The sequence below is a fragment of the Pedobacter vanadiisoli genome, assembly GCF_042684385.1.
Lineage (GTDB): Bacteria > Bacteroidota > Bacteroidia > Sphingobacteriales > Sphingobacteriaceae > Pedobacter > Pedobacter vanadiisoli.
Window position 1 is genome coordinate 60,551 of the sequence record NZ_JBHULL010000004.1, and the last position, 21,124, is coordinate 81,674.

14 protein-coding genes are annotated in these 21,124 nt (G+C 40.0%); all 14 read right to left on the reverse strand.

Annotation, left to right across the window (positions count from 1 at the left end; all coding sequences use genetic code 11):
* Nucleotides 1–9: 9 nt before the first annotated feature.
* The 14 genes from ACFSR6_RS03750 to ACFSR6_RS03815 all read right to left on the reverse strand — a co-directional run bounded on the left by ACFSR6_RS03750 (nt 10) and on the right by ACFSR6_RS03815 (nt 20,902).
* On the reverse strand, nt 10–3,528 hold the full coding sequence (locus tag ACFSR6_RS03750) for a hypothetical protein (RefSeq protein WP_379075131.1): 3,519 nt from the start codon (nt 3,526–3,528) through the stop codon (nt 10–12).
* A 202-nt stretch (nt 3,529–3,730) separates the two neighbouring features.
* The gene (locus ACFSR6_RS03755; RefSeq protein ID WP_379075134.1) at nt 3,731–4,276 is read right to left on the reverse strand and encodes a hypothetical protein; all 546 of its coding nucleotides are present in this window, start codon (nt 4,274–4,276) and stop codon (nt 3,731–3,733) included.
* A gap of 1 nt (nt 4,277) precedes the next feature.
* Nucleotides 4,278–5,465 carry a hypothetical protein gene (locus ACFSR6_RS03760; protein WP_379075137.1) on the reverse strand — a complete coding sequence of 396 codons (1,188 nt, stop codon included), beginning with the start codon at nt 5,463–5,465 and terminating at the stop codon, nt 4,278–4,280.
* A 2-nt stretch (nt 5,466–5,467) separates the two neighbouring features.
* The gene (locus tag ACFSR6_RS03765) at nt 5,468–7,411 is read right to left on the reverse strand and encodes a type II secretion system protein GspD (protein ID WP_379075139.1); all 1,944 of its coding nucleotides are present in this window, start codon (nt 7,409–7,411) and stop codon (nt 5,468–5,470) included.
* Complete coding sequence (locus ACFSR6_RS03770; RefSeq protein WP_379075141.1) at nt 7,412–8,836, reverse strand: GspE/PulE family protein; 1,425 nt, start codon at nt 8,834–8,836, stop codon at nt 7,412–7,414. It lies immediately after the preceding gene.
* Nucleotides 8,826–9,356, reverse strand: a complete 531-nt coding sequence (locus tag ACFSR6_RS03775; protein ID WP_379075143.1) for a hypothetical protein — start codon at nt 9,354–9,356, stop codon at nt 8,826–8,828. Before ACFSR6_RS03775 ends, ACFSR6_RS03770 begins: the two co-directional genes overlap by 11 nt.
* Nucleotides 9,353–9,769 carry a type IV pilin protein gene (locus tag ACFSR6_RS03780; RefSeq protein ID WP_379075146.1) on the reverse strand — a complete coding sequence of 139 codons (417 nt, stop codon included), beginning with the start codon at nt 9,767–9,769 and terminating at the stop codon, nt 9,353–9,355. The genes ACFSR6_RS03775 and ACFSR6_RS03780 overlap by 4 nt, the downstream gene beginning before the upstream one ends.
* Before the next feature lie 354 nt (nt 9,770–10,123).
* Nucleotides 10,124–10,516 (reverse strand): hypothetical protein, encoded by a 393-nt coding sequence (locus tag ACFSR6_RS03785; RefSeq protein WP_379075148.1) that lies wholly within the window; start codon nt 10,514–10,516, stop codon nt 10,124–10,126.
* Nucleotides 10,509–13,865: a DUF6443 domain-containing protein gene (locus ACFSR6_RS03790; RefSeq protein ID WP_379075151.1), complete on the reverse strand. Its 3,357-nt coding sequence runs from the start codon at nt 13,863–13,865 to the stop codon at nt 10,509–10,511. Before ACFSR6_RS03790 ends, ACFSR6_RS03785 begins: the two co-directional genes overlap by 8 nt.
* 8 nt (nt 13,866–13,873) lie before the next feature.
* The gene (locus ACFSR6_RS03795) at nt 13,874–17,533 is read right to left on the reverse strand and encodes an RHS repeat domain-containing protein (RefSeq protein WP_379075153.1); all 3,660 of its coding nucleotides are present in this window, start codon (nt 17,531–17,533) and stop codon (nt 13,874–13,876) included.
* Between the two features lie 179 nt (nt 17,534–17,712).
* Nucleotides 17,713–18,852 (reverse strand): type II secretion system F family protein, encoded by a 1,140-nt coding sequence (locus tag ACFSR6_RS03800; protein WP_379075155.1) that lies wholly within the window; start codon nt 18,850–18,852, stop codon nt 17,713–17,715.
* Nucleotide 18,853: 1 nt separating this feature from the next.
* The gene (locus ACFSR6_RS03805; RefSeq protein ID WP_379075158.1) at nt 18,854–19,330 is read right to left on the reverse strand and encodes a PulJ/GspJ family protein; all 477 of its coding nucleotides are present in this window, start codon (nt 19,328–19,330) and stop codon (nt 18,854–18,856) included.
* On the reverse strand, nt 19,311–19,676 hold the full coding sequence (locus tag ACFSR6_RS03810; protein ID WP_379075160.1) for a hypothetical protein: 366 nt from the start codon (nt 19,674–19,676) through the stop codon (nt 19,311–19,313). Before ACFSR6_RS03810 ends, ACFSR6_RS03805 begins: the two co-directional genes overlap by 20 nt.
* The gene (locus tag ACFSR6_RS03815; RefSeq protein WP_379075163.1) at nt 19,664–20,902 is read right to left on the reverse strand and encodes a hypothetical protein; all 1,239 of its coding nucleotides are present in this window, start codon (nt 20,900–20,902) and stop codon (nt 19,664–19,666) included. Before ACFSR6_RS03815 ends, ACFSR6_RS03810 begins: the two co-directional genes overlap by 13 nt.
* Between the last annotated feature and the right edge of the window lie 222 nt (nt 20,903–21,124).

Sequence of the window (21,124 nt, forward strand, 5' to 3'; positions counted from 1 at the left end):
GGGAGCGTCTTAGTTTTTATAGTGGTAATCGGTCTGTTTTAAAATGTTGCCGTTTTGGTCTTTGATGGTTTTCAAGCGCTGAAAGGAATCATATTCGTAATAGGTGATCATGCCTTTGGCATCCGTCATGCTGGTAATCCCAACCATTGGTTTGTAAGTATACGTAGTAATTTGGGCATCCTTTAATAATGGAGACGTTCTTAAATTAGCCACATAATCCCTCACCACATTGTCTGACGGGTATGCGTTTGCAAAATTTCTAACAGCAACAGTTCCTCCGAGTATACTTTCAATCACATCGTAGGTAATATTTTTAATCTCAGCTATTAATGCTTTGTTTCCATAGCTATACACATAACAAACATCAGCACTATTTTTATCTTTAAAGCTTAACAAGTTACCATTATCATCATACTTCAAAAACTTAATATTATCCTCGTAAGGCTCATTCGCGTAACTAGATTGTGTAAGGCTGGGCAAGATTATAGAGCTATTATTAAAATAGCTATAATTTGTTTTAAAAGATTGGCTCAGATTCCCATTCAAAGACTCTCGTTTTTCTATTACAGGACTGATCATGTGAAGGTTATCTGCCATTTGCTGGTATACTGGTATATTAGAAAAATCCTTTGCATATTTAAAAATGGTAGCATGTGATTGTCCTTTAGAATTTACATAGCTGATTTTTGTAGGCGAAAATTGTTTATTAAAATCATATTCATATTTAGTAACCTCTATTACTTGACCTGAAGGAAAATAAGTTACGACAGAATCTCTGAGCTTCGAATTATTTACCCCATAGATAAACACATAAGAAGGTTCTAAATTGACAAAACTAAATTGACCATTGCTCAGCAAATCATTTTGAGGTGTTTTTTGAGGAAAGCTTTTAGGAGATAACACCAATGAAATTGAATTACCTAAACCTGGCATCTCACCATTAAGATAGTCAGAAAAAATTCTTTTTTTTATTTGATTCGATGAATCATAATGATCTATCTGACGCAACAAGCCACGGAAGGAAGAATTATCTGCTTTCAAATGGGTATACATACTTATGCCAGCAAAGTCTTTAATTTCATATTCATCCGGAGCTACCACATAATCATGCAGTGGAATATTTGATCCGGTTGAATAGTAATAAACTGTTTTTCTACCATCATTCATCGTTTCGGTTACCTTGGCATATCCCAAAACCACACCACAATAATTGAGTGAGCTGACAGGCAAGTTTTTATACACATCAAAAAACAAAGATCTTTCTACAAAATAACCATCAAAACCAAAAATAACTTTTGGTTTAGGTGTAGTAAAATAATTTATTTTGGGTACTAATCCAATAATAGGTGTTTCCAGTACGCCAGATGAATTATTTCCAATTTCATAAGAAAAATTTTTGCTTATCACAGGCGAACCTTCAGCTATGTAATTTATTTTCCTTATTCTTAAACCGTTTCCATTGTAAATATTCCCTGTTTTATAATTGAATTTAGTTTCCACTCTAATATTACTTTGATAAGCTGGTCCGTGGCATGAGTTTTCTATTTTATAACGCCCCTCTGGCAATGCCATAGATATACTTTCTGTAAATCTGAATAGCATGCGCTTGGAGTTCAATTCGTTATCATCATTAGGGATTCCGATATATCCAGCTGGATCATATGTTTTTTCATATATCGTTTCAAACTGATCGGTAGTTGAATTGTATTTTTTAATCTGTGCAATTGCAAAAGTGTTTGTGTTAGCATTAATATAACTTAGATATTCATCCAGGGAAATATTGGGACCAAGTGCCACTGGAGTCATGCCAATGTTGGTTGTGATAGATATGGTCTGATTATTATGCAATATAAATTCCTCCGATTTTAAGGCTGGCTGTTCATATGGGTCCATCTGTGCAGCAGCTGATACTAACACTGTATTAAGAGAGTCAAATTTATATTGAATTCGGTAATCTTCATCGATCTTCTGGGCACCCATGTAGCCCAAATATGAAAACTGATTACCGTCATATTCAAAGGTAGTTTTCCCGCCAGTTGGCTCTTGAATTTCTTTAAGTGTTCCAATCTGTGCATATTTCCAGTCAGCATTCCGATATGAACTATTAACTCCCCAGAAAGGACTCCTGTCCTTTACACCTATTTCCGAAATTCTATTAATATCAAAAATCTTCGAATCCGGATAAGGTTTGCCATCTTCCCCGTTATAATACCCATATAAATCCATACCTTTTGTGATACCTAAACCAAGACTCTTAAAAGGAGACTTTCCATTAAATGTTTCATAATATTTAAAACTGTATTTTTTATCATCAACATTTAACTCCTCTAATTTATAGTTACCAATATTTACATCAACACCTTCAAATCTTCCAAATTTAAATTCAGTTTTAGAAATCTTTTTACCAGATGTTTTAATAGTAATACTATCCAGCATACAATATACATGAACCAGATTAATATCTTGCTGAGGGGTATATTTGGGAAAAACATTTATTGTATCAGCCCCAGTTATTATTTGACGCAAGACTTTAAAAGACTTTATGCTGGCTCGCGGATCATTACGCTGATGTTGAAAGTGCTGGGATAGGAAATATTCCTGCCAGTCAGCCGGCTCACCATTTTTTATCATTAAGCCGTAAGCAGGATCGTAACCTTTAAAATAAGAGTCGTCAAAAAATTTTATATGGTCAAAGTAATAGAATGGCTCACTATCGATATTGTTGGGGGCTATTCCATTAGGATCCTTCTGATACAAAAAATCAATTCTTGAAATGGTAGAAGGATTGTATACTGAAGAAAGATTCCAACTCGAATAATATGAAGCCAATACAGTTGGCATATTTGCGAACTGACAATAACTCTCTTCAGTATCATTAAAGCTATAGATTATTCCTTGACCATCTGTAATTTTAAATTTACGATCAATATATTCAATCTTCAGATCGGACTCTTGAAGCATCTGGATCTGCCCTTCATTATTAAAAGTAAACTTTCCTGTATTGCCTAAAAAATTAAAGAAATACAAATCAGATTCAGTATCGATAGGTTCAGAAATCGCATCATTTAATGTAAAGACAGAGGGTGCAGAAGCTTCCATATAACTGCGTTCATAAGTGTCAAAGATTGAATAATAATCGCCCACAGCGGCTGCTCTGATTTTTGATTTAATACCCGCATTTGCAAATCCAAAGTTGGAGTTTGTGTAATCATCCGGATATCCTTTAACCACTCGGGTTATTACTCCGCCCGCATTTAAAGACCACCCTAAGCCAGCCCAACTTGGTGCTTCAGATAATTTGATACCAGAAGCATGGTAGCTTATACTAATCGGGATATCTAGTACATTATTTTTGAGCGTATATATTGGCACTGATATTTGTGGAATACCAGAGTAATATGACACCGGGATTTCAGCGTATTTCGATAACGAAGCCGCATTTGGAGTAAGACTTTTTAAGTCTCTTTGGGCGTAAACATTTGCAGCTAGAATCACGCAACTCGTGAAAGCGATTAATTTTTTAAGCATCTTAATAATAATGAAAAGTTAAGTTTATTTAGATTTTTGTAATTCCAGTTTATCAACGAAATTCTAAAAAAGCATTCTTTCTACCAAATCTTTTTGACCAACGATGCTTTTCGAGTGATATTCTATGCGTATTTCTTGATAAACTGATTTTGGTCTCTCATAAAAAAGCTAAATACGCCGCCAAAAACCTGGAAAAAAACCCTTAATTCTCCTTTCCTACAAGCTGCAATTCCAGGTTAAGTTTATCGTTTTTTTCTTCATTGCCATTTGCTGTTTTCTTAATCAGCTTAGCATCAGCAATTTTGCCAATTCCTGGACTTTTGGCTAAAGTATCGAGCAGTTTAACGATATTGAAATAACTGCCCCTGAAAGTAAATTTCTGCGCCACTACACCCCGCACAATTTCGCTGGTGTCTTTTTCGGCAGTGGACATGTTGGGGCTAAAATTAATCTCTACATTTTTGGCAATGGCCATTGCCGATACCGATTGCCATAGGCGGTTTTCGCGGTCTTCTCTCCGAACGTTATACCCCTTTAACACAGCCTGGTAAAAGGCATGTTTTTTTTCCAGCTGGGGAAAAGCTACATCGGGCTCTTCTCCCGGGTGTCCGGCTTGTTTTAATTGCCTATTGAGCACAAATGCAGCAATTGCCTTTTCGAATGAAAAAACATAGGCGAGATAAACCACGAAGATCATGGAGAAAATCATAATGGCTTTTTTATTTTTTGGGCTAAGTTTCTCCATCATCTTAATATTGGATCAATAAGGTAAAGGCAAAATTTTCAGATTCGCTATCCTGCTGGTAGCGGAGCAACTTTACTTCTTTTGCCCACTTTTTTTCTTTGAGTAAAAATATCCAGTTGTTCACCGCCGATAAGTTTGAAGTTTCGCCAGTGATTTTTATCGAAGCAAGTGCATCTTTATTTTCTGCTGATTCTTTTAAGCGGTCGAATTGTATGTCGTTTAACGTAAGGGCCCGTGGTTTGCTGCTACCGATTTCGTTGAGCAAAAAGGCATAGCTATAACCACCATTCCAGCCCAGTTTTTCTAATGATATTTTTTGATTAGCAATTTCTTTCTTCAACAGATCACTTTGATCTGCCGTAGCTGTAATTGCCCCTACCTGCTGATTCAGTTTCGCATTTTCTGCATTGTAATGTGTAAGTGCAAAAAAACTGATTACTAACAATCCTAATAAAACAAATATAAAAATACCAGCTGTTTTTTTGAGTTTGGAAAATTCAAGAAAATCTTCAAAACGGTTATCAACCTGCTCATTTTCAACTTTAACTACAGCAAGTTTATCATGTAGAAAGAGCTGAAAAGCCAATGCATACGGTACCAAAAGCGTAGATTTAAGTTTGGTATTACCCAATTTCAGGCTCCCTTTATCTTCTGCTCCTTCCCCATACCGGTACGCGATCAGGTTCCCTTCTACCGAAACCTCAAATTGATGTCCATTGGCTGAAAACCCTTCGCCAGCCGCGCTTAATAATTCCCAGATCGAAATAACCGGTAATGCACCGAGGCTCAACATATAAACATTTAATCCGGACGATTGCAGTTTAGCAACAATATCATCAACAAATGTTTGCCTCACAATACTTACCCAGGCCAGATCACCTGAAAAAGCCTCCTGTACATAAAAATCTTTTCGTTCAATGGATGAAAAAGCCGCTCTAAATAAATCTTTTGTATCTGTGCCAACACCTTTAAGCTGTTTGTGTATAATACCTTTTCCGTTAATTGATAAGGCCACGGGGTATTTTCGTGGAATACGCTCCAGTATTTTAACTAAATTGCCTTCTACCGTATGGTAATCTGCCGCATCTATATTATCGCCTTTGCGCGTAACCACCGCATAACCACAGCGGTACGTTTCGTTTTGCAATAGCGTAAGCTCTACACCCAAAATATGTTCAAAAGTTTCGAACATGCCTAATATAAAATTGTAGGTTTAATAAATACCAGTGTTACCACCTTGTTGTTGGATTTTTCCCTGCTGCTGAAAAGCCATTTCAATATCGGGATCCGCGATAAAATAGGTACGCCTGATCCATTCTCGCTGCTTTCGGTACGTTCTAAACCACCCAGTACGATCATATCTTCGTTTTTGGCCCTGATAATAGAACTGAACTTACTGGTCGATTTTGGCGGTGGTGCATTTAAAGGCGGGTTGCCAATAAAATCGGATATATTTACTTTAATGTTCAGCGTCACCTGGTCGTCGCCCGAAACAACAGGCTTGATATCGATTTCAAGATTTGCATTTACCTCGGTAAACTGTTCGGTTACTACCGTTTGTGCGTTTAATGAAGGAATTACATTTTGGGTTTTCTGACTATAAAAACGCGAGCTACCGATACTTAAATTAGCCGAGTGCCCATTAAGGGTAGAAAGTTTCGGAACCGAGCGGATATCTACATTGTTATTGCTTTCTAAAGCACTGAGTTTAACATAAAAATTAGGAGTTACTCTACCGAGGTTTACCGAGCCGTTTCTGCCCAATTTGGAGAGGAAATTGTTGATGGAATTTGCCCCAAAAGTATAATCTATGCCAGGCAATATGGTTCCACCTGTTTTTACACTATCCGATACCCCCGCAGAGATACCGGTTTTAACACTTTTACCTTTACGTACATCTACCAATGTTACTTCTATCAGTACCATTGGCACTACCCGGTCTATCTGTTTGATATAATTTTCAATTTCATTTACCTGCGGCGAAGCTCCCGAAAGCAATAAGGTATTCTGTTCCCTGAATTCTTTAATCTCCACCCCCTTTTTCCATTCGGCGGGGATCATCATCTGGATGGTATCAAGCGAACGGTGTTGCAATTGTACAATCCTGTTGGCACGTAATCCTTCCAGCTTCCGGTCGCCAATTAGATAAACACCGCCATCTTTTTTAAAGGTATATTCGGTTCCCTGCAATAAAGCGGTAAGAAAGGTATCGTAGCCAATACCATTTAATTTCGTACTTACCGTTCCTTTAATATCTGAATAGATAAAATAATTGGCGCCTACCTCATTCGAGGCCGATTTGATCAGGTCTAATATGGGTGTATTTAGCGCATCTACGCTTACGGTGCGGTTGCCCTGGTTATCTTTCCGGCCACTCAGGTTAAAGTTTGATGTCCCCTGACCTCCGGCAGGCTTATTGCTTCTTTTTACTGCCGTGGCCTGATCGCCGTTTACATAAAGTTCTTCTCCTTCACCTAAAGCCTGGAAAATAAATACCCCATCGTTGGTTTTGTTCATTTTAAGCTCGTTGGCATAAGCCAGTTTTTCAAGCGCTACTTCAAAAGGGGCCGCAGCAATAAAACCACTTACTTTTTTTCCCATCAGGGCAACGGGAACCACTACGTTTTTTTGTGAAAGCTGGCTGATCTTCTTGGCTACCTGGCTTAAGGTATCGTTATTGAGCTCAAACCCCAGGTATTCGTTTGATGCATTATAATTCACACGGAAATCTTTGGGCACTACCGCGGGTTTTGGGGTTTGCACCTTGGTTACCGACATGATGGAGCCGATAAGGTTAATATCCAGGTCGTATTCTTTGGCCATAAACAGGATCACGTTCATGGCCGTTTCGTTACGGAAATTGGTATAAACCTTAAAGTTCAGTTGGGGATCGATATTGATATTCAGGTTATTGGCTTGCGCCAGGGCCCTTAAAAATTCCTGTGCAGAAGCTCCCGACATCGACAGTTGAACGGGTTGGGTTAGGCCTGGTACGGTTACCGAAAGGTTCCTTAGGCGCTCTTCGATGGCTTTTAATCGTTCCTGGCTGTTAACCTGGGCTGAGGCGGTTAAAACGGATAGATTTAAGGCAATAAAGGCCAAACCCATCAGCATTTTTAGTATCGTTTTATTCTTCATTTAGATAGTGAGTAACAAGGGGTAAATTTCTTCGATAGAGGTTAGTCCATCGGCAAATAAAGCAAAAGCGTTTTTAGATAGTGTATTTATTTTTTTCTCTTCGAGAACAGGTTCGATAGCCATATTCCCTTTCCTGATTTCCTGTGAGAGTGCTGCATCGATCGGGATCACCTCATAAACGGCTTTACGCCCACTATAACCGGTATAATAACAATGTGCACAGCCGGTAGCCACAAAATGGGTGCTTACGGTTTTGGGTGGGTTAAACTGCCGCGGGTATCGTCCTGCCTCAAACGCTTCCTCTTTTTTGCATCTCGGGCAAAGCAGCCTCACCAGGCGCTGGGCTACGGTAGTGTTCAACGTATTGGCCACTAAAAAGCCGGGGATTCCCATATCCATCAAACGCGATACGGTTCCCCAGGCAGAATTGGTGTGGATGGTAGATAGTACCAGGTGACCGGTTAGTGCTGCCCTGATGGCCATATTGGCCGTTTCGGGATCGCGAATCTCCCCTACCATAATTACATCTGGATCCTGCCTTAAAAAGGTACGCAAGGTTGCGGCAAAGCCCAATCCGATATTTTCTCTTAACTGAACCTGGTTTACGCCTTCCAGGGTATACTCAATAGGGTCTTCGATGGTGAGGATATTACGGGTACTTTTATTTAAAAGTTTTAAGGTGGCATACAAGGTGGTGGTTTTACCCGATCCCGTTGGGCCGCTGATTAAAATAATACCATTTGGCCGCTGTACACCTTCCATATAATGTTGCATATCCTGTTCGGATAAGCCCAGGGTATTCAGATCAATGTCGGTGCTGCTGTTGTTTAATAACCTGAGTACAATTTTTTCGCCGTAAAGCGTCGGCAATACAGATACCCTGATATCAAAAGAAGTAAAACGTGCAGAGCTGAACTGGATCCTTCCATCCTGAGGCAAACGTTTTTCGGCGATATCCAGGTTGGCCATAATCTTGATTTTATTGATCAGGGCAGGATAATCTTTCTTTTCGATCTGGTAACGTTCAATCATCATCCCATCTATCCTTACCCTCACCCGGGCACGTTTTTCGAAGGTTTCGATATGGATATCACTACTTTTTAAACGCCTGGCTTCTTCAATCAATACATTTAAAAAATCATCGTTGGCCGAGATCACTGAAACTTCTTTGTCATCATTTTCTGCCGATACATCGCCCAGGTAATATTTGGAAAGCAAGCGGCTGATTTCCTGCTGATCGAGCGGTAATAGAGAGATGTTACAGCCCAGCATGACCTGCAATTCATCGGTAAGCTGATCCTGATCGCCAAGGCCATCCCAACACAATACCAAATTGCCGTTTGCGCCGCGTTCTTTCGGAAATACACGGTACTCCATCGCAAACTCTTTGGATATCAACCCCAGTATTTCAGCTTTAACTTCCATAACCAAGCAAATTTAGAAGGTGATCATCGGCTAGCAGGTTGATCGCAGGCGTATACCAACTGATAGCCGTCAGTACCATAAACATCAGGGCCTGGTAACCTGCCAAAGGTATTTTTTTTCCATGCGTTTTACTTTGCTGACCAAAAATCGCCGTAAATAAAATGATCAGCGTGAGGCTTAACAGATGGAAAAGCACATAGTTTAAAAAGGAAAAACCAAAACACAGTACCACCAGGAATAACAAATCTCCCAAACCGAAAAATCCATCGAATATATTGGTCAGTTTTTTTTGTTTGATAGAAATATAGCCCGTTAATACCAAAAATTGCAATGCTAAAAACAGTCCGTTCTTAACCGCCTGCGAAATTGTGGCGGTAAAACCCAGCACCCGGACGGTAGCTGCTGCCATGAGCAGGAAAAGTACCGGAAACATCCACCAATAAATCCCCCGGTATTTAAAATCCTGGTAAACCATCCCTGCTAACACCATAAAAATCCCCCCCTGCAACAAAAACATCAATCAGCAACTATCTCTTTTAAGTTTTTATCCTGGTCTATCTGCCAAACATTATAGGTTCCATCGCCATCAAAATCGGCAACTGCGGTAGCTTTGGCGGTAAAGGTATTATTGGTTGCCGCTGTAATTTCGATTTTATAGTTGGCTTTGCCATCTTTCGCGTCAGATGTCAGCTTTTCCTGAATAAAGCCAATTTCCGATAAATCTGTAGAATATTTAGAGTGTTCGTAAAAGTAGCTCTGTTCCAGCTTGGCTACATGTTCCAACTGCATTTTGGCCTCTGTTGTTTTGGCTTTGGTAATGAGCGGCATCAGGTTGGGCAATGCCAATAAGATCAATATGCCAATAATAGCCAATACAATCAGAATTTCGGTTAGGGTATAAGCATTAAACTTTTTAGACGTGTTTATTTTCATTTTGCGTTAATTTCTTTGGCCCGATCCATCTTAATGAGACGAGCATGTAAATTGCAAAGAAATAAATAATTTTCCCAATATTTTTGACGAACAATAGAAATTAAGTGATATTCTTGTATTTTGGATTGACAAGCCTACATCTGGCTCGCTGATTTTTACTTTTTAAACGAAAGATTGGTAATATTTGTGTCTAACCAGAGCTATGTTTCTTCAACTTTACCCCAGTAGCATCGTAGATACAGCTTGAATTCTAGCTACCACTAAGCGTTTGCTAAAAGGTTCAATAAAAACAAAAAGGTCTTAGCGAGACGCTAAGACCAGATAGGGTTTCACTAGACAAAGCAAATCCAGATACTAACTATATTTAGATTTTACAAAAACTAATGAAGTACAAGTTATAGCTAACATAATAGAAAAGATAATGCTTATTCTTAAATATTTCTTTACTTCCCATACCGAAAAGACCAATTTTAGATTAGAGGAATAATATAGTTTAATATATCTTTTTCTATTCACATCAGCATAATCTCTGCTTGTTATAGCTATCTCATGTTCTTTTCCCTTATAAAATACCAAAAGATAATAGGATTTTCCACGAGCTGAAGAATTTACTTTAGTTGAAACAAAACGATAGGATATAGGAGAGTCAACTTCTTTTTTTAAAATTAAATATTTGTTTAAACTATAAAGAAAAATACCACTAAAAATTAAGGAAAGAAATATCAAGAATAATTTATTTTTATTCATCTTTTTTTGCTTCATTTTGCGCTTTATTTGCTGTTGTTTTAGCAATTGTACCTTTAATCGCTTTGCCTGTATTATCTAGAGACCTTAAACCCTTCGCTTTTTTTTCTGCAGCCCTTGCTGCCGCTTTAGCCTTCCCAACTAAGCGTGAATTAGGCGACCTTCTTGATGCCAAATCTTCAGCTCTCCTACTTACTACTCTTGCATTATTTCCAGCAGTTTCTGCAGCATCTTTAAATACATCCGTCTTCAACAAGCTAGATAGTCCCACTTCGGCAAGAGCTCCTGCCATTACGCTCTTTAAATCAAAGTCCTCATCTTTATAAAGTTGCTTTATGGACCCTTCTAAAGCAGACACTCCGACTTCCAATAATTTTGTTAGAATTTTTCTATTTGAGGGTTTGGATGCCCATGAAGCAAACTTTGTTATCCCGCCATCTATAGCTCCCGATGCTGCGCCAAAACCTGCAGCCACAGTTATATCTAAGCCATCGCTCCATGTCATAGCTTTGTTTGCTTCAGTAAACGACATATCCTCAAAAATCATCCTAGATCCTACAATCCCGGCATATTCGGTAAAAGCAGATAAAACAGCTCCCATTATTGGGTTCCTGCCATCAGGATCAGTTAGCTTAATAGGATTACCAAGTACATATCCGTAAGGGCTTGTGTTTTCTTGCATTAATTCTACTAACGGATCCACCACATGCCACCTGCCAATCACCGGATCATAGAACCTTGCCCCGTAATCGTATTGCCCCAGCTCTTCCTGCAACTCCTTGCCATTGTAAAGATACTTATTCGTATTCGAATTTGGAACGCCCATTTTCCTTAAACCAAAGGCGTAGTAATCATCGCGCTGTAGTACTTCCAGTTGGTTGGTCGTCGGGTTCTGGTAAAAGGTGACCCGAACATTGCCTAAATGATCAGATAGGTTATATTCATAGCTGTAACTGCTGCCGTTCCTTCGGGCTAAACCCTCCTCTGTTTGGATGAAATCGATACTGTTATTGGTGTACTGGATACCATCAATATAATTAGTGGTGGTACCACCTGCCTGTTTTTGTAGTTTTTTGCCAGCAGCATTGTAAGTATAGGTTAAGTTCTGGCTCCCAATTACCGTTTGTGGCAGGTTAAGGAAGTTGTATCCCAGGGTGATGTTTTTCTGGCTATCGCTGGTGAGGTTTCCATTGGCATCGTAACCATAATTACTGTTGGTAAAACCACTGATAGCTGTTAATCTGTTGCCATTGTAACCCGTATAATTGTTCGTACCAAAATTATCGCGGGTTAAACTGGTAATATTGCCCATTACATCGTAACTAATGGCCTCGCCCAGGTTGTTGCCTGCTGCGGCATTAGTCAAACGGTTCAGCCTGTCGTAAGTATAACTGAAGGTATTGGCTGTACCGTTGGTATAATTCTGGCCCGAGATATTACCATTGAACTGTGGTGAAGTACCATCGTTATATTTCAGTTCCAGACTAAACTGATCGGATGTACTGTTCTTCATCCAGCCACGCTCGTTGTAGGCAAAGGTAGTGGCCTGGCTATCGTTGTGCAGGTTCCTTTTGTTCAACTGCCCGATCTCGTTGTATTCCAAATGGTTTAATGCTACCTCGCCCTGGTTGTTGATGTTCTCAAAAGTAGCAAGCTTACGGCTCATATGGTCGTACTCATAGCGGTTGGCTATCGTTGTTACTGCTCCGTTTGCCGTGTGCGTACGCGTACTGGCCCTCAGGCTGCCATCAAAGTTCCAGGTATTGTCTACCACATCAGTACCGTTCAGGTGGTTACTGCTTTTGCTCTGCAGCACGCGCCCTTCCAGGTCGTAATAGTTTACCGTAAGCAGCATCGCACCTGTACCCAGGTTCTTTACCTTTGTTCCGGTTAGCAAGCTTTTGGTACGTGCTGCAGGCGCCTGGCCTACACCGGGCTGGCCAAAGGTATTACCTACAAAATCATAATCATCGTAGTAGTTCAGTACATAATAATCCCCGATGCTGCCCTGTGGAATGGCATCGTTACTGTAACCAATCTGTGTATTTGATGCATCAGGTTTTTCATAAGCAGCAGTTCCGTTTGCGATATCCTGAAAAGCCCCTCTATAATTGGTTCCCGACTGTCCGTTATGAAGATCATCAATATAGCGCCCGCTGATTACTATCCTACCAAAGGCATCATATTTAGTGAAAATCCATTCCTGCGGACTTTTGTTGCGCTGGTTGGCATCCTGGCTCATCACCACCTGGTCGAGTTTGTTGTACACCATAAACTCCCAGCCCTTGCCAGGGATTTTCTTCTCCACCAGCCTTTTGCGGCCATCATAACGATAACCGTAGATAAACTGATCGAAAACCGTTTGGTTTTCATCAAAACTGTTTAATGTAGCCTGGCCGTTTTCGTTTACCGCCGGTGGCAGTACATAACGCAGGTTTCCAAGGTCGTCGTAAATGTAATAGGTACTCAGGCTTTTGCTATTGGTTTCCCATACCCGTTTCAGTACCACATGCCCTTCAAAATCTTTGAACTCTTCGGTGGTACCAGCTTTTAAATCAGTAGGTACCCAGTTCTCATCCTTAATAGTGGTTTTATAAAGTTTTCCAGCCTGGTAAACACTGGCGTCAGCACCGTTACCGGCATTGTTCACGCCCCACAACTTTACCTCATCCTGGGTATTGGTGCCATAATCGGTTTTAAGGGTATGGCCAGCACTGATCTGCCAGTCTGCACCAGGGGCACCCTGCTGCAGTACGCGGTTGAGTGGCGAGGCTTCGAAAACCGTTTCAGCAAAGGGATATGCGGTTGCTTTTACACCTGCCGTAGGGCTGTTGTAAAAAGCCAGCTGATCGGCCAAAGCACCTGTACGGTAACTGCCTATAGTGCCGCTTTGTGCAGCATAAGGCTGGTACTTAAATTGCTCGCGGCCAAAGGCATCATAAGCCACAGGTTGTACAATATCCTTAAAACCCGGGCTGCCCTGTACCTGCACGGTCTGTAATGGCCTGCCCAGCCCATCGAAATACTGGATGGTTTCATTTACCTCACAACCACTACGGCTCGAAAGATTATTTGGATCTATACCTGGCTGTTTGAATACTTTCGTACTGATATAGTTCTGGTTACTGCTCGCCGCAGATACAAAGGGCACGCAGTTAACATAGCTCAGCCCCGTGGTGAAAATGCGCACAGGCCCCATGGTATGGAAACCGTCGGTAAGCGTTACGCTCAAAGGTGCACTGATTTCGCTTTCGCCATTATAAACAGATACCACTTTCTGCGCAGAAGAGCGGCCCGCAAGCAGCAATAGTGCTACCGCAGCGTAAAAATATTTTAGATGTTGTTTTTTCATGGAGCGTCTTAGTTTTTATAGTGATAATCGGTCTGTTTTAAAATGTTGCCGTTCTGGTCTTTTACTGCTTTCAGGCGCTGAAAAGCATCGTACTCGTAGGTAGTAGTCATGCCTTTGGCATCGGTACTGCTGGTCATGCCGACCAAAGGATCAAATTCGAAAGTAGTCATTTGAGTATTTTTTGGTTGGAAACGAATATTGTCTAGTTGATAGCTCTCATTAATATCAATACTATAGGCAGATGTATCGACCAAAATATTATCTATAACCACAAAAGACCAAAGCCCTGTATTTTCTTTTTTCCAGTAACTTAGAACGTATGTACCATTTGACAAACCAGATATGCTTTTCGAATATCCTCCGATTTTACTATACCTCCCAGATTTGCTATCTCCAACAGTACTTAATCCAGAGCCGTTATATTCTTCAAAGTTTTCGTAAAAAATATCAGTCGCCTTAACATTATTACCTTGTGCAAGAGGAACAGATAAGCTATTACCCCATAAAAAACTTGTAACGGAACCTTTATCTGCTGCTTGTTGCGTAAGTCGGTTTTTGTAATCATAAGTCATACGGTATCGGCTAGTATAGCTTGAGTTTTTTAAGAAAAGGCCATTTGAAACTGTTGAGAAATCAAAAGAGTTAAGTGGTGTGGCCGTTTCAGAAACTAAAATTTGCTTTAAAGTTGGCTGATCAGGATTAAATATATTGATTGTACCTCCAAAGTATTTCTTTATTGAATTTGTACCTGGCGTAACGAGCTCTGTAAATGATTCTAAAGGGAGAATCATATGTTTTTGTTGCAATAGTTTTATACCACTTGAAATAGAATCAAGTCCAGATGCATTATTTAGGTCAGGATAATCCTGGGGATACTTATAATAGGTACTTAACGTATCACCCCGAGAATTTCCAACTGATTTTTTAATTAACTGAAAGTGTCCCTTTGTTTTATCATAATTATAGTTTTCATAAGTAATTTGCGCCTCAGTACCTGATATATCATACTCGGTATGCTCTTTTCTCATAACAACATTACGATAAACAGGAATAGCAAACTGGTGTGCATAAATTTTGAATTCCTGACCATTATCATATCCCGGTGAAGTGTATTGACTAAGTCCTTGATTGAAGAGCATTTGCCATATTCTTCGAGGGTTTGCCCTGTCATAATAATAATAATCTTTTACTACAGGCACAAGATTACCCGCAGAAAGTTTATAGTGTTTTTCTTCAATTAAATCTCCCCGTCCTCCAGGAATGGATGGAACAATGGCCATTACTGGATTTATAATCCAAGTGTTGCTTAACTGGTTGCTGAAAGAAAGGATAGTATTAACGTTAAAACTACTCCCTGCATTATAATTGAACTCTGACAGCCCGTTCAGATTACCACTAGTGCTTTCTGAAATTTTCACTGTAGCATACCCAAAACAGGGCGCATCCCGACCATCGCTGAATGGATAAATTGACTGACCATAGCGATAGCTAAAAATATTTAAAGCATCCTGTTGTGGAGATTGCTTAAAATAGTCCGACCCCTGTTGGGAAACATATATTGGCCGATCATCCTCTCTTCCATCAATATAAGTGAATTTTTTAACATTAGTCGTTTCTGCAAGCGGGTCATAATTAGTAATCTTACTGACCCGCAGACCACCTGAATATATAGTTTTATCTACATAAGTGCTAGTACTACTTGTTTTCTCAACATATACCTGGAGCCGGACTTCACAGTTATTAAAAAAAGCCTGTGAATAGGGTTCTAGATATACCCTGTAATTACTGCCTCCCTTTATCACAACAGAAGAATCTTGAGCAGATGCGTAACTCGAAGAAGGAATTGGGATTCTTTTTAGAAACATTCCATTTTCATACAAAACAACATTAAAAAAATAATCTGAAGGATAACTACCATGCCTATCAACCATGCAAAAAATCTTGAGCCGCTTATTGTTCCAGGTATTTGCTGCAACCAGATTACCGTTTACATCCATAAAACCTGAGACTGACAATGCACTCGCTCCTGAAGCTTTGTAGCCATTACTTACCGTATCCCTATAAGTCGTTACAAGTTCATTTCTGATAAACTGATTGGTTTCATATTCAAAGGTTGATTTACCCCCCGTAGGGTATTGAACAGATGTTAATATATTAGCCTGTGCATTGATTGGACTTGCTTCCCTATCTGCACCCGGAAGAGATTGCCAGGCTCCATTTGAAAAAACACTACCACCCGGTATAAACTGACCGTTAAATGCTCCATTAAAATATCCCCAATGATCAACAGCATACGACAATTTTGCAGGAAGGTTGATATTTTCATTGTAAGAGTAAACAGTTTTCTTATTTATGTTTGTTTCCAAGGAGTCTAATTCGGTCACACTATTCAACTTAAGTCTTTTTGTATGGTTATCATTGGTATATTGGCTAAGTTGTACATTAGATCCCGATACACCACTAAATCCGCTAGACGTGAAATAGTCATCATTGTTCAAAAGAACTTTTTTGATCAATGCTCCCTTACTGTTTCTAATCTCAATAGCTTTCAAACGGCGGGCGTTCTGAAGATCTTTCCTTTGTTCATCATAAATAAACTTAACAAATCCATCAGAAAAGTTTATCTTATTGATATTGAGTTGTTGGTAGATTGAATAGCTAGCTGTTGTAATAACACCACGGGACTGCGATGTATGTGGTGAAACATTACCTACTAACTGAGTTTCACCTATAACCGGTAATGGATGCGTATAATTTTGCGTTGAATAAAGGTAATCAAAATTAATTTCTCCATTTACAGGTGATACAATTTTAGTAAGGAACCAAGTATTTAAATTATGTGAAACGCGGTTTTCCACGTAGTAGGGATCGGTTGAATTGGTAGAGTTTAACTGTTTTTGGGTAAAAAAATAGACAATCCCCTTTTCGTCTGTGATTTTCCAGTCTGGGTAAGATCCATTCGGAATGATTTCAATCTTTAAAGAACCATCACCCAATAAAACCGGCTTAAAATTATTATCAAAAACAAACTTATAACTACGCTCGCCAATATTGATCATATAAAGATCAGACGCAAAGTCGGGAGCTTTCCCATCATAGCCCACTTGAAAATTATAGAAATATTCTTTTCCAACACCATTGTGTGGAAAAGACAAACCACTGTAAACAACACCAGATACACCATTGGCTGTAAATTGGTTAAAGTTATTTACCCACAAATAATAGTTATTTTGATAGCTGATAAAAGGATTTTTTGACTGCAGGATTATTTCAGGATCATCTGGCATGTCATGATAATTATTGGCAAAGCCGCCTTCGAAATCGGGAGCGCCACGAACAGTGCTGACAATTGAGCCTCCTGCACTAAGCGCCCATCCAAGTCCAACTTCACTAGCCTCTTCTTTAACTTTTAAACCTCCTGCATGATACATTAAGGTGATCGGTAAGTTAAGATCACCTTCCTTAATCGTATAAACGGGATAAGTTATACTCGGTATTCCCGAAAAGTTACTGACCGGGATGAGTCCAAATTTACCCAATGCAGATACATCTGGAGGAGGAGGGGTAAGCATTGATGGTTTTACAATAGTTTGTCCGCTGATTATTTGACAATAAAGGACGGACATAAAAAGGATAAATATCCTTAGGATAGAGAATTGACGTTTCATTTATTAGGTATTATTAAGAGAAATTATATGATTTAGACTATTTGGAGATCAGAAAGCTAGGATAATCAAATTTCTTCACAGAGACCGGGGATTTAAACACCCATTCTCGTGATCTGCAATTCCAACTGTTCATTTGATTCAAATTATTATAATGCATTAATATTAGATTATTTAAAGGTTTAAAAACTACTGCTCATCTGGAACATCGGCAGGTACATGGCAATCAAAATCACGCCTACAACCAGCCCCAAAAAGATAATGATTAAGGGTTCCAATAAGCCGCTGATGGCATTGGTTTTGTATTCTACTTCTTCGGTATATTGTTCGGCCAGTTGTTCAAAAAAGTATTCGAGGCGGTTTACCTCTTCGGCGATTTTAATCATCTGGATAAATTTTGCCGGGTAAAAATCATATTTGGAAAGCGCTACAGAGAGGTTGCTCCCTAAAAGGATATCTTTTTCGGCAAGGCGGAGCGAATTTTCTACCGGGTAAAAAGTAATCATCTGCCTTACCAGTTCCAATGCCTGCAGCAATGGGGTATTGGTTTCGGTAAGCAGGCGCATGGTATTGGCAAAACGGGCCAGGTAAACTTTGCGGGTAATTTCGCCCACTACCGGGATGCGCAGCAAGAGCAATGCAGCTCCTTTTTTGAACCAGAATTTATTGCGGTTAATAAAATAAAGGATCACGATTGCAACCAGGATAATCAACATGAGGTAGATATACCGATCGAACCAGTCAGAAAAACTCACAATAAGCGAAGTGATGTAGGGCAGTTTACCTCCAAAACGCTTAAACACATCGGCAAACATGGGTACCACAAACTTGATCATAAAAAACACCGCAGCAAAAGAGGTAAACAATACGAGTAAGGGATAGGTGACGGCACCGATAATTTTACGCTGCTGGCTGATCTTCGATTTATAATATTTGGCCAGTTCGCCCAACACCTCACCCAGTTTACCGGTTTCTTCTCCTATTTTTACACTGTAATATTCGTAGGGACTGAATTTCGATTCGGCCTGCATGGTTTCAGACAGCGATTTACCGGCTATTACCTGTTCCTGTACGGCAGAAAATAGTTCTACATCCTTTTTTTGGGTATAAGAACCTGAGGTAAGTTCGAGCGCAGAGCGGATATCGATACCCGAGCGGATCAATGTACCGAGCTCATTGTAAAAACCTTCTTTTTTCTTATCTGATAATTTACCCTTCCCGAAAGAAATGTCTTTGCTCAAAAAATCAACAAGGCCTGCTTTCTCCTTCTCTTTGAGCGGATTTTTCTTTTTCTGGATTTTTGAAATATCTATTGACGGCATGTTATTTAAGTAAATCGTGGGCACTATAAAATTTCCCCAGTGTGATTGGGATCATTTGTTGTTTTTCCATTTTAAGCATAAAACTGATGCGATCAACGGTGTCCGTTTCAAGCGCCTCCTTTTTTTCGAAAAGAAAACTGGTTTCAACCGGACGTACATGAAAGCTATCGGTGTGCAGATTTTCTACCTTTCGCAGTATTGCGGTATCTGCAAACTGGTAAGTAATATTCAAGCTATCTGCAAGGATCTGAACCCCTTCGGCCGTTCTGACCAGATAGCGACCCTTAGCAATATCCCTTTCCATGGTTCTGCGTAAGGTAAGTACTTCTTCTGCCGCAGCATTTCTTTTCTGAAAAGCCCGGAAATAATCTCCGATCATACTGTATGCTGTATAACAGATACTCATGCATATTGCAGCGAGCAGCATGGCTATAGCTATTTCCATCAGGGTATAGGCCTCAATTTTCTTTGCTTTCATCGTTCATTTTTAAAAGAAACCTGATATTGCCTGCCGGAGTTCCATGGTCATTGGCCCTGATCTCCAAAAGCTGCATGGCTGGAGCAACCGGTTTAACTATGCTGATCTGGTAATCGACACTGTCTACCCGGAGATGTTCCTGTTCAATACTTCCGCTTTCCATAACCTGCCTCCGGAGGCTTTCCATCTGTTGACCAATCTGCACTTTTCGCATGGATACACCGCCGCTAAGCACATTGGAAAAAAGCCCCATGGCAATAGAAAAAACAACCATAATAATTACCATGGCAATAAGTACCTCGATTAATGTGGAGGCTTCAAGCTGCTTTCCTTTTAATTTTGCCATCTCAATATATTTTGTTTTTCTGCCCCACCAGTAAATATGGCTGAGCTCAGGTATACCCTGCTCCTTGCCTTTCGGTTCAGTATTACATCAATCAGGAAATTCTCATAGAGTGTTGCAGGGGTTTTCATGATAAAGCGGTTACAGGAAACCTTTCCTGCCACCTTTACCCCCTTATCGAGTTTTATCAGTCCTGTTGCATAAACTTCGCCCTGTACCGTGGTTTGCTCACCCAAGCCCACCAGGGTTTGTAAAGCCGATCTTTTGGGTTCGTAACTGAAAATAATGCCCTCAAAGCGGTTGTTTTTCCCCAGCGTGATCTTTGCCTGATCGACCATTTTTTCTTTACTCACCAGCCCTAATACCGATGGATAGTTCAGGCTTACGTCATTTCCGATCACAATCGAGTCTCTGGCAAAAAGCTGACAATTGCCCTTAAAACCATCGGCCACTACAATGCTTTTGGCATAAATGATCGTATTATCAAGTTTTGCCGCTGCCGAAATCTTCACGGTAGTATCAGAATACAGGATAACCTGACCTGAAAGCTGGTTGTTAACCTGGCTCAGGCCCGACACGTTAAACTTTCTAACCCTGGAGAAAAAAGAAACCTGTTCATCAGTCGAGTTTAAAGTGGGGAGCTGCACAGGGTCAAAATCGAGTTCGCTTTCTATTTCCTTAATCCATGTGTTTTCCAATCCTTTTAATGTTCGTTTACTGTCGCCAATTTTACCATAAACCAGCTGATCGCCCGAATATGGCCTGCTATCTACATACGACTTGCGCATACCCGCCTTGGGCACTTCTACATTACCGGTAATGCGGGTATCGCCACTTACCGATAAAGGCCGGTCTTCATCGCTCAGGTAAACGGCTATGGTATCATTTCCAGTTTCCTGGCCCATCAAAAAACTCCGTTTAAGGGTATCGGCCAGTACAAAACTTTTTACGGTAGCCAGGGCAAAAATGCCCCAATGTTTTTTCTCAATCAACACACTATCGGTCTGGTCGCCGAAAAGATCTAAAGCGATGTTATTTTGCCCCTTCTTGGTATTTTCTGCCAGCACATAGGCAATACCCGAATCCATGTTCCTGTTTAGCCTTGCCATCCGCATTTCTTTCAGGTAACTTCCACGATAATGCGCAGCCAGCATGATCAGCGATGCACAGATCAAGGCAATGATGAAAGCTACAATTATCGAGAAATATAATGCGCCGGCTTTGAGCATATTAGTTTATTGGTTCATTAGTCATTGGTTCATTTGTTTATTGGTCATTTGTTCATTGGTTAACTGGTCATTGGTCATTAGTTATTGGTGCTTTCAAATTGCTAATTGTTATGGTTTAGTTATTGGTTCATTAGTCATGAATGATAGTCAAATTGCCTACACCAATTGTTGTTGATAATTGGTCATTGGCCATTAAAAAAACCTGAATACTGCCAACTAAAA

What these genes read in the sequence shown, in the direction of transcription:
- ACFSR6_RS03750 (WP_379075131.1), bottom strand. Translation starts at nt 3,528, where the DNA reads ATGCTTAAAAAATTAATCGCTTTCACGAGTTGCGTGATTCTAGCTGCA.
- ACFSR6_RS03755 (WP_379075134.1), bottom strand. Translation starts at nt 4,276, where the DNA reads ATGATGGAGAAACTTAGCCCAAAAAATAAAAAAGCCATTATGATTTTC.
- ACFSR6_RS03760 (WP_379075137.1), bottom strand. Translation starts at nt 5,465, where the DNA reads ATGTTCGAAACTTTTGAACATATTTTGGGTGTAGAGCTTACGCTATTG.
- ACFSR6_RS03765 (WP_379075139.1), bottom strand. Translation starts at nt 7,411, where the DNA reads ATGAAGAATAAAACGATACTAAAAATGCTGATGGGTTTGGCCTTTATT.
- ACFSR6_RS03770 (WP_379075141.1), bottom strand. Translation starts at nt 8,836, where the DNA reads ATGGAAGTTAAAGCTGAAATACTGGGGTTGATATCCAAAGAGTTTGCG.
- ACFSR6_RS03780 (WP_379075146.1), bottom strand. Translation starts at nt 9,769, where the DNA reads ATGAAAATAAACACGTCTAAAAAGTTTAATGCTTATACCCTAACCGAA.
- ACFSR6_RS03785 (WP_379075148.1), bottom strand. Translation starts at nt 10,516, where the DNA reads ATGAATAAAAATAAATTATTCTTGATATTTCTTTCCTTAATTTTTAGT.
- ACFSR6_RS03790 (WP_379075151.1), bottom strand. Translation starts at nt 13,865, where the DNA reads ATGAAAAAACAACATCTAAAATATTTTTACGCTGCGGTAGCACTATTG.
- ACFSR6_RS03795 (WP_379075153.1), bottom strand. Translation starts at nt 17,533, where the DNA reads ATGAAACGTCAATTCTCTATCCTAAGGATATTTATCCTTTTTATGTCC.
- ACFSR6_RS03800 (WP_379075155.1), bottom strand. Translation starts at nt 18,852, where the DNA reads ATGCCGTCAATAGATATTTCAAAAATCCAGAAAAAGAAAAATCCGCTC.
- ACFSR6_RS03805 (WP_379075158.1), bottom strand. Translation starts at nt 19,330, where the DNA reads ATGAAAGCAAAGAAAATTGAGGCCTATACCCTGATGGAAATAGCTATA.
- ACFSR6_RS03810 (WP_379075160.1), bottom strand. Translation starts at nt 19,676, where the DNA reads ATGGCAAAATTAAAAGGAAAGCAGCTTGAAGCCTCCACATTAATCGAG.
- ACFSR6_RS03815 (WP_379075163.1), bottom strand. Translation starts at nt 20,902, where the DNA reads ATGCTCAAAGCCGGCGCATTATATTTCTCGATAATTGTAGCTTTCATC.